We start from the raw sequence: 8,262 nt of genomic DNA, 5'->3' as shown, positions 1-8,262 counted from the left end.
GGTCAGGATGATGGGATCGCTATCGGGATCGGTGTCGTTGGACAGCGGGTTGATCGAGGCCGAAGCACCCGCCGTCACCGTCAGCGTGTCGGCGTAGGCCACGGGGGGGGAGTTGGTCTTGGTGGTGACCACCCGTGTGCGGTTTTGCGCGTTGTCGTAGGTGTAAGTGGTTGTTGATCCGGGACGAGATACGCCCGTCAATCTTCCGTGTACATCGTAAGTGTAGTCCGTCTGGACCGACTGAGCCCTAGCATCTGCGGAGGTCGACAGCGCGACCAATAAAGCGACAGCACTTGCCGCGTGACGAAACCGCGCCATCTGGACCCATCCCCCGACCTAAAATCAGGACGCAGCTTGGCATTGAAAAAAAATAAATGCAATATTGACGCGAGCTGTCCGGCTAGGCCAAGCTTGCTGCGATTAGCCGCGATTAATCGGGTGGGGCAAGTTATGGTTTTGCGACTGTGGGGTTTCGCGCGAAGAATGGTCCGCGTCGCGGCCAAGGTGAGCTTTGCTTCTATTGCCGCGATTGCGACATTTGCCGCTACGGATGAGTCTTTTGCGCAGGCCTATATTCCGCCGCCACCCACTTCGCAAATTGTCGATGAGAATAATATCAGCCTTATCGATGGATCATATACGTTTTCAACTAATAAAATACAGGTTGGTGGAGATGGTTCCGCTGGCATGTCGTATGTAAGGACTTTGAATACGGCGAGTTCTAATTGGCGTGATAGTGTCGCGGGCGCGCTTTCCCACGTAGGTGCTAATCTTGAGCCCACGCCTGGCTACGATACGCTAACGCTTTTCGGTGAGGCCATGAAGTTTACGGGCGGCGTTCCACAGGAGGGCGCTCGCGGGACAATCAAGCTAGTTGGGCAGAACTACATCTATACAGCGCCGGACGGGGGGCGAGCTACATTCGACACCACGCAGATTTCCTATTCGCCCTACATATCTGATCGCGGAGTGATGACATCTTACGTTTGGCCAAACGGAGTCCGTTGGGACTACACGTACACTTCTCAGGTAACGTCTGGAGGCTCGATACCGGTTCGTCGCCTGCAGAGCATCAATAGTAACCTTGGTTATCAGCTCCATATAGATTACGTTTCTGACGGCGCTTACGGACCAGATTGGGAGAATATAAAAAAGGTAACAGTATTTAACAATACTGTAGATTATTGTAATCCATCGTCTTTTACATGTTCATATAGTAGGGTGTGGCCCAGCCTGAGCTTTTCTGGAAGCTATTCGTCAAATTCGACCGTCATAGACGCTCTTGGGCGGACGACGTCCATTCAAGTAAATTATTCGGGCGCCGCTGTGGATCTAACCGTAAATTGGCCGGATAAATCCGAGACCGTTCATTTGATTTATGCGGTCGGTAATAATCCTTGGTCAACCACGTTAAACCGTGGCGGAAATCAATGGCTCTACTCCTTCCAGGGGCAGCCTGCCGATGTGCCCTATCGGCCGCAGATATACTCGTTGAGTAATACGAAGCAGACGCCGTCAATGGGGGTGTGGTCATATTCAATAAAATATAAGACAAATTTTCCGCCAACCGAATCCGGCGGGACATACAATAGTAAAACGCAATGGACGCCAAGACTTGTCGACGTCAGCGATCCAGAGAAAAATTCTACAAAATATGAATATGATGATAATTATAGAATTAAAAAGGTTATTTATAGCGAAGGTAACTACGATGAATACGTATATGATGAGCGTGGAAATGTAACGTCGCTTACGAAAACGCCGAAATACGGTCTCGGGAATTCCGTTATTTCCATGAGTGCCGTTTATCCATCTTGCAGCGATAATGATGCTGCCGCCGACGAGACCAACTACAAGGTTTGTAACAAGCCAAAGAGCGTGACGGATTTCCGGCAGAAGGTGACGGATTACGCGTATGGCGTTGCTCACGGTGGTGTCGAGACGACAACCTTCGCGGCGCCTACATCGACGAGCGCGCGGCCGCAGATCCGAACTCAATACAGCCCCTTTTATGCCTATTACAAAAAGAACGGAGCTGGGAGTGTGTCAGCCGGAGACGGGCAGATCTATATGCCGGTCTCAACTTCGCAATGCGTGACCGGATCGAGCTGTACGGGCGCAGCCGCAGAACTGATCGAGCAACAGGCCTACACACGATCACTGCAAGGCCAATCGACCAACCTGCAGCCAGACACGGTTTCGAAGCGTGCCGGTGATGGTTCCGATAGCATCTTGGTCGCATATGAGTATGGTGATACGGGCGACATCAGGACCATCACCGATCCGATGGGCCATCAAACACATTTCGAATATGACGCTATGCGTCAACTGATAGGTAGCGTCGGGTCCGATCCTGACTCTACAGCCACGACGCAGCCCCGCGCGCGCTGGATCACTTACAATGGTGGCGGCAACGTCGAAACGGTCAAGACCGGCGTCGTGGCTAGCGAGACGGCCTCCGTGACTACTGTCACGCCGTTCAAGGAAGAGCAAACACACTACGACGCGCTGGGCCGTAAAGATCAGGACCGCCTCTATGTCGGAGGGCAAATCCAGGCGCTGACTGAATACAGCTACGACGAAGCTGGTCGCCTAATGTGTACGGCCACGCGGATGAACAAGGAAGTCTTCTCTACCACACCCTTCGATGCCTGTGCGCGAAGGGCCACGGGAACGGACGGGCGCGACCGAATTTCGCGAAGAAGCTACGATTTGGTCGGCCGTCTCTCTGGAGTGGTTAGCGATCCTCTAGTCAGCCCGAACGACACCGAGGCCACTCCGATCTATGAGCGAACTCTGACCTATACCGCCAACGGGAAGGTCGAGACCGAGAAGGACGGCGAGAACAACACCACACTCTATAATTACGACGGCTTCGACCGTCTCAAGAAGGTTACCTATCCAGTTGCGGCCCAGGGAGCGCAGCGGCAGAATTATGCCGACTTCGAGGAGTATAACTACGACGAGAACGGCAACCGTACGTACTGGAGGCGGCGCGATCCCCAGGGAGTGATCCGTCTGATCAATACAACATACGACTACCTGAACCGACCAATTGCGAAGTCGGTTGGAGCGTCGGCCGATGTGCCAGGTACGTCTTACAGCTACGACTACGACAATCTCGGCCGTTTGACGTCGGCCTCCGAGGGAGGCCGTACGATCGAGCGTCAACATGATGTCCATGGCCGCCTCAAAACCGAGTTGATGAAGAGCGGCGGCGTCACTGACTGGGCTGTGGGCTACGAGTATGACGCAGCGTCGCGTCGAACAAAGCTTATCTGGCCGGACGGCTTTTACGTTCGTTATGACTATGACAACGTTGACGAACTGACGGGCATTCGTCGAGGAGAGTCCGAGGGCCTTGTCGGGTTTAGCTATGATGAACTTGGCCGCCGCAAGCAAATGACCCGCGGCAATGGGGTTATTACCAACTACAAATATGACGACCCAAGTCTACTTCTAACCAGCATCGAGCACGTGCTCGTGGGGCCTTCCGGCCAGGTCAATCCCGATAATGTCAGCTTCAGCCTTTCCTACAACCGCGCTAGCCAGATAATTTCGCGGACGATCAGCAATAGCGTCTATAATTGGAAGGAGGCCGTCCAGCAAAACAAGTCTTACGATATAAACGGCTTGAACCAGATCACGTGGGCGGGCGGCTCAACGGTCACCTACGACGGACGCGGCAATATGATCGGTGATGGGGCGGCGACCTGGCAATACGACCTTGAGAACCGACTTCGCGGAACGGGGACAGGGGCGAGCTTGACCTACGATCCGCTCGGCCGGCTCTATCGGACCACGCTACCTGGCCTGCCCGCTACCCGTTATCTTTATGACGGCGTCAACTTGATCGGCGAATATGATGACTCTCCGTCGCTTGCGCCGCTGCGGCGCTATGTCCACGGTCTGGGCGAGGATGAGCCCCTCGTCCAATATCTAAGCGCCGGCACCACGGGGGAGTGGTTGCTGTCCGACCACCAGGGCTCGATTATTGCCTCAACCTCGAACTTAGGAACGATCGCAGTCAAGACAGTGGGAAGCACCACTGTCCGGAAAATACTGACTTATAACGAATATGGCCTGCCAGGTGGGGGGAACCAGGATCTCTTCCAATATACTGGCCAGATTTACCTGCCAAATATTGCACTCTATCACTACAAGGCTCGCGTCTATTCGCCAGTGTACGGAAGATTCCTCCAATCCGATCCCACCGGATACGATGACGGCCTCAACTGGTATGCGTATGTCGGCGATGATCCGCTGAATCGCAGTGATCCTGCAGGCACCGACTGGCGAAAGGTGCTTTCGGATCCGGAACTTGGATCTGCCATCGCAGAGACGCTAGCTGGGGTCGGAATGATTGCCACCGGTGCGGCAGGCGATGGAGGCGCTGCGCTGGCTACGGGTCTTTCTGGCGGTACCCTAGCACCTGCTGCAGTACCCGCCGCCGTTGCCTCTACGGGATTGATAGTCACGGGCGGAGCTGCGGCCGTTCATGGCGCCAGCCGCTTGGGCAGTATTTTTGCCCGTAACGGAGATGATCCAAATGCTCAAGATCGAGCGCGCCAGGCGGAGCAGCGTGACCGACGAAATGAGCGACGGGAGGCCCAATCCCGAAAAGAGAACGGTCAAAATCCGAAAGGTAACAATGCTGAAAGGTACGCCGGTAAGCAGGACGCCAAAAAAGGCCCGAGTGGCGAACGTCCTAGCGGACCTGATCGTTCCAACAATCGAGAGCGCAACCGAGGCATCGATGAGGAGCACAGCATGCGTGAAAAGGGGCAGCAGCGTTATTAAAGAAAGCTCTCGGATGGCCCGGTTGCGGCGCGAAAGCGCAGAAATTGTTGATGAGTTTTCGGAGCAGTTCCGGAAAAGGCGGAAGGCGCTTGGAAGGCGTTTTTCTGAAATGGACGCTCAGCGTATTGTTGAAAGAATAGAGGGTGTCGACCGGGACAAAATAGAGATCACTCTAAGGCGGCGCGCAAAGGCACCCAACAGCCTTACGTTTCGCTTGCATATTTGGCCTGACAGATGGATTTGGCTTGATGTTCGGGAGGGGGCGAAGCAGGGATGGGCGGTGGCTTTCACTCGGGAGGGGCGTCTGTCTGGGCAAGGCAGCGCCGCTTTAGTTCTCGAACTTGTCGAGAGAACCTATGATGCGCTGGTCTCAAATGGGGTTGTTACCGAGGCCCCTCCCTTTTCCGAATGGGATCGAGTGCTCCTGCGGGGGCCACTCGTAGTGGTGTAGCTGGCGACGGAGGCTGTCACATTAACTGCGCCCCGGCGCAGTTAATGTGACAGCCCCGCTCCACCGGTCCCGCCGCCAAGAGATCGTCGCCCTCGCCGTCTAGGCGCCAGGCGGCCGTCGACCGCCCCCAAAGCGAAGGCGATGGACGCCTGGCGGGGCCGCCGGAAGCGATTCATTTGAGCCAGACTGATTAGTCCCCTCTCGGTGACCTGGATTTATAAATTCCAAAACCGAGATAGACCAACATATCCAGCAGCGTGAGGACCATGAAGACGCCTCCAAGCACAGAATCTCCCGCGCGCAAGTGACGCCCAGCGATTTCCCCGAGAGAAATGCCGATCACAATCATGGCGACTGCAAATAGAAGTCCCTGCCAAGTTATTGGGACTTGACGTGATGGTGTGGACGACCTCCACCCACCCGGGTTCTCTGATGTGTCGTCGAAAGGGACGTCACGTCTAGGGAGCGGATCATGCAAGAGGTCGCCGTCGTCGGGCTGGATCTGGCGAAGAACGTCTTTCAAGTACATGGGATCGACGCTGCAGGCGTCGTCGTGGTGCGCAAGCAGCTGCGACGCAGCCAGGTCCTTCCTTTCTTCAAAGGGTTGTCGCCCTGTCTGGTCGGGATCGAGGCTTGTGCTTCGGCCCATCACTGGGGCCGGCAACTGATGGCGATCGGGCACGAGGTTCGGTTGATGCCGCCAGCCTACGTGAAGCCCTATGTGAAGCGGGGCAAAACCGATGCGGCGGATGCGGAAGCGATCGCCGAGGCTGTCACCCGGCCGACCATGCGTTTCGTCGCCGTGAAGACCGAGGCCCAGCAGGCGGTTCTGATGCTCCACAAGACCCGGGATCTCTTGGTCCGCCAGAGGACCATGCTGATCAACGCCCTCCGCGGTCACCTAAGCGAGTTCGGGATCGTCTCAGCGCAGGGCTCCGCGGGCGTCCAGGCGGCGCTACGGTCCCTGATCCTGGAGCAGGAACGGCTGCCGGAGCTGGCGTTGGCCGCGTTACGGGGCATAGCGGAGCAATTGGAGGCACTCCGGGCAGAGATCGAGCGGCTGGAACATCGGATCCTCGCCTGGCATCGGCAGGATGCGACCAGCCTGCGGCTCGCCACTATCCCAGGCGTCGGGCCGATCACCGCCAGCGCCATGGCTGCCAGTGCGCCCGATCCCGCACTCTTCCGCTCTGGGCGCCAGTTCGCTGCGTGGCTCGGGCTTACCCCCAGGGCTCACAGCAGCGGCGGAAAGGAGCGGCAGGCTGGAATCAGCAAGATGGGCGACGGCTATCTACGACGGCTGCTCGTGGTCGGAGCCACGGCCGTGCTCCGCATGGCTCGTCAACGCGGCACTGGAGCCCCCTGGGTCCGAGGCTTACTCGATCGTAAAAAGCCGAAGGCTGCCGCCGTGGCGCTGGCCAACAAGACAGCGCGGATCGCCTGGGTGTTGATGGCGCGCGAAGAGGCCTACACGCCAGCGACTGCATAGAGATCGGCAAGGGTCCCGCACAGGATCGGAGCCGTAGACGCCAGAGTGGTGAGACGTGATGACGAACCGGCCGCAGCCGGGGACGGGCGAAACCCAGGGGGTCAGAGCGCTGCGAGCGCGTTGACGTGATTAGGGAGCCCGTCCGCGGACTTCATCAAGGCCAGCAGCCGACCGCTGCAGCAACAGGCCGAACACATGACTGCACTCGACCGAGCGCCGAACGTCCATTTCACCCTTGCGTCTTGGAGGTCGTCCACACATGACGTCCCTTTCGACGACACATCAGAGAACCCGGGTGGGTGGAGGTCGTCCACACCATCACGTCAGCAGCTATCGAGCTGATCCAAGCCCACGGTAAGGCCTGGGGTGGCGTTGCCGACCTCTATTCCGCATCAGCCCGAGCGGGGTCGGCGCGGGAGTTCGTCAGGTCGGAGTTCAAATTCATCGAGAGGATTTTCGCTCAGCACACCGCAGTCGCGCAGGTCGAGCGGCTGTATGACCGAGTCTACCGACTTCACCGCCGTGGCATGGCCGTGGTCGATGTCGCGCTAATCAATGAATATGATCTCACTGCCGATCATATCCGGACAGCGTTAGACCGTAAGCGGAGCCTGGACCCCACCTAGCGCTTGAGCCGGGATCCTCGGATGGTGCGCGCCCTGATCTCGGGGCGAGCTTAGTTCCATGACGATGCCATCTGACGATGCCATGACGGAGACGGCTGCGGTCCGTCGGGTGGAGATCTTCACGGGCGCGGGCCAGCGCCGGACCTGGTCGGAAGAGGCCAAGCGCCAGATCGTGGCCGAGAGCTATAGCGGCCTGGAGACGGCTTGCGCCGTAGCGCGACGGTACGGGCTCTCACCGACGCAACTATTCACCTGGCGCAGGGCGTATCGCACGCCAGCTGTGCAGAGCGCGGAGCCGATGTTCGCGCCGGTCGTGGTCGAGCCCGTGAAGCCCGAACCGGCGCCGCCCCGTCGCAAGACGCGCCGCCCGCGCCGAGGCGGCATTGAGCTTGAGATCGACGGCGTGGTGGTCCGGGTTGGCTCGGACGCCTCGGCCAAGACCGTGGCGGCGGTGATCGGCGCGCTGAAGGCGCAAAGGTGATCGGCCCATCGGGCGCGGTCCGGGTGCTGGTGGCGACCAAGCCGGTGGACTTCCGCAAAGGCGCTGAAGGTCTGGCGGCCCTGGTGCGCGAAGAGATGCGCGCTGATCCCTTCGGTGGGGCGATCTTCGTCTTCCGGGCCAAGCGGGCCGATCGGATCAAGCTGATCTTCTGGGACGGCACGGGCCTTTGCCTCTACGCCAAGCGGCTCGAAGAGGGCGAGTTCCGCTGGCCCAAGGTCCAGGACGGCGCGATCCGGCTCACCGCCGCCCAGCTTGGCGCCCTGTTGGAGGGCCTGGACTGGCGGCGCGTCCATCGGTCCCAACGCCCGCGCACGCCCCTGGCGGCGGGCTGATCTGAACCGCTGCGGCACGTTGACTCAGGCCGTTCGCGGGGGCGCCACTGACGCGCGCGAAC

5 protein-coding genes are annotated in these 8,262 nt (G+C 58.5%); 4 read left to right on the top strand and 1 reads right to left on the bottom strand.

The window, feature by feature from the left end; genetic code table 11:
* On the bottom strand, positions 1–318 hold a 318-nt coding region (locus FCU40_RS14410; RefSeq protein ID WP_168075802.1), incomplete at its 3' end, for an Ig-like domain-containing protein.
* 165 nt (positions 319–483) lie between these two features.
* Here FCU40_RS14410 and FCU40_RS14405 point away from each other — a divergent pair.
* The 4 genes from FCU40_RS14405 (at position 484) to tnpB (ending at position 8,200) form a co-directional block, all read left to right on the top strand.
* Entirely contained in the window at positions 484–4,800 is a 4,317-nt protein-coding gene (locus FCU40_RS14405) for an RHS repeat-associated core domain-containing protein (protein ID WP_168075800.1), read from the top strand.
* A gap of 923 nt (positions 4,801–5,723) precedes the next feature.
* Positions 5,724–6,740, top strand: a complete 1,017-nt coding sequence (locus FCU40_RS14400) for an IS110 family transposase (RefSeq protein WP_168075798.1) — start codon at positions 5,724–5,726, stop codon at positions 6,738–6,740.
* A 708-nt stretch (positions 6,741–7,448) separates the two neighbouring features.
* Positions 7,449–7,847: a transposase gene (locus tag FCU40_RS14395; RefSeq protein ID WP_168075796.1), complete on the top strand. Its 399-nt coding sequence runs from the start codon at positions 7,449–7,451 to the stop codon at positions 7,845–7,847.
* Positions 7,844–8,200, top strand: coding sequence for an IS66 family insertion sequence element accessory protein TnpB (tnpB, locus tag FCU40_RS14390; protein ID WP_168075794.1), 357 nt, complete (start codon positions 7,844–7,846; stop codon positions 8,198–8,200). Before FCU40_RS14395 ends, tnpB begins: the two co-directional genes overlap by 4 nt.
* Positions 8,201–8,262: the final 62 nt, after the last annotated feature.

It is taken from the genome of Caulobacter sp. SSI4214 (assembly GCF_012184455.1).
GTDB lineage: Bacteria > Pseudomonadota > Alphaproteobacteria > Caulobacterales > Caulobacteraceae > Caulobacter > Caulobacter vibrioides_E.
This window is presented reverse-complemented; position numbering and strand designations above follow the sequence as displayed.

Bases quoted from the DNA above. Each gene is read 5' to 3' on its own strand.
- FCU40_RS14405 (WP_168075800.1), top strand. From the start codon at position 484: ATGGTCCGCGTCGCGGCCAAGGTGAGCTTTGCTTCTATTGCCGCGATT.
- FCU40_RS14400 (WP_168075798.1), top strand. From the start codon at position 5,724: ATGCAAGAGGTCGCCGTCGTCGGGCTGGATCTGGCGAAGAACGTCTTT.
- FCU40_RS14395 (WP_168075796.1), top strand. From the start codon at position 7,449: ATGACGGAGACGGCTGCGGTCCGTCGGGTGGAGATCTTCACGGGCGCG.